Below are 1,545 nucleotides of genomic sequence, written 5' to 3' on the forward strand. Positions count from 1 at the left end.
CGATAGCTTGGCTTTGTCACTTGAGTTCAGTTTCGCTCCTTGGCGGACGAAGGTTTTGTAGAGATCGTCGACCAATCGTTTTTGAGCGACGGTAAACGATTTCATCGCATCGCTTTGGTAGATCGCTTCGATGCGTTTGAACAGTATTTCGTTTTGATAGATGCTGTCACGGTGCTCGGACAACTTGGGGGCAACTGCACGTTCAATATCGGGGATTGGGCCCACGTTCAAGTTGCTGGTGTGGACATCGAACAGCGTTTCCACACGGTCAAGCGTCTTGCCCGCTTGCTCCATTGCAACGATTGTGTTTTCAAACGTCGGCGGTTCGCTTTGATTCGCGATCGCGTTGAGCTCCTGGCTCGCGATTTGAATCGCCGTCTCGATCGCTGGCAAGAATTCATCCTGACGGACCAAGTTCCAAGGGGGAACGCCACCGTAGGGACCCGTCCATGGTTTGAGCATTACAGAATCCGAACTCATTTCTTTTTTCTCGATTTTCGTGTCATCGGAGGCGGCAGCGGCGATTTCGGCCGCCGTCACCCATGGCAAAGCAGTTAGGAAGACGCTCACGACCAACGCGAGCATCCTGGGGAGGTGAGATTGGGGGAGAATCACAGAGAATTCCTTTTTTCGGACATCATCTTCAATCAGCAAGTGTGAATTATCTTCGCTGTTATTCTACAATGTCTCCGCCTGACGTCATCGTCCAGCAAGGGATGCGATTGGTTCCTTATCTTGCTTGCGATGCTGTCTTGGTTTCCGTTCCTTCCCGCTCCTCTGAAAAAATCTGCACAGGATCCCCTGTTATGACTCGCTTGTTCTCGAGGCCACGTTTGTCCGTTTTAGGACGACTACGATTTCAGCTACTCGTCTTCTTCGTCGCTGCCATCGCGATTCCGCAGTGCAGTGCAGCGGATGCCGCGTCAGAAAAATACGACATCGTTGTGTACGGCGGCACATCCGCTGGGGTGATCGCCGCGGTCCAGGCAAAGAAGATGGGGAAGTCGGTGGTGATCGTCGGCCCCGACAATCATCTAGGCGGTTTGACCAGCGGCGGTTTGGGGTGGACCGATACAGGCAACAAGTCGGTGATCGGCGGATTGTCGCGAGATTTTTATCATCGAATTTATAAAGCCTACGAGCGTCCTGAATCTTGGGTCCAGCAAACTCGCCAGCAATACGGGAACAAAGGCCAAGGGACACGCGCGATCGATGGTGATAACCGCACGATGTGGATCTTTGAGCCGCACGTTGCCGAGCAAGTTTACGAAGACTATGTCCGCGAGTTTGAAATCCCTGTTGACCGCGACGAGTACCTCGACCGCAAATCGGGCGTCACGATGAAAGAGGGCCGAATCGCCGCAATTCGCATGCTTAGCGGCAAAACCTACGCAGGCAAAATGTTTATTGATGCCACGTACGAAGGCGACTTGATGGCTGCCGCTGGGGTGAGCTATCACGTTGGACGTGAATCCGGTTCGACCTATGGCGAATCGTGGAATGGTGTTCAAACCGGAGTGCTGCATCATTCGCACCATTTTGGCA

General features: G+C 53.0%; 1 protein-coding gene and 1 pseudogene. One reads left to right on the forward strand and one right to left on the reverse strand.

What is annotated here, in order from left to right:
• Positions 1-480: pseudogene (locus tag ABX962_RS35765) on the reverse strand (M3 family peptidase); the annotation flags it as partial.
• Between the two features lie 326 nt (positions 481-806).
• Here ABX962_RS35765 and ABX962_RS35770 point away from each other — a divergent pair.
• The coding region (locus ABX962_RS35770) for an FAD-dependent oxidoreductase (RefSeq protein WP_372726416.1) at positions 807-1,545 on the forward strand (739 nt) is incomplete at its 3' end.

The organism is Novipirellula sp. (assembly GCF_041583735.1).
Taxonomy (GTDB): domain Bacteria; phylum Planctomycetota; class Planctomycetia; order Pirellulales; family Pirellulaceae; genus Novipirellula.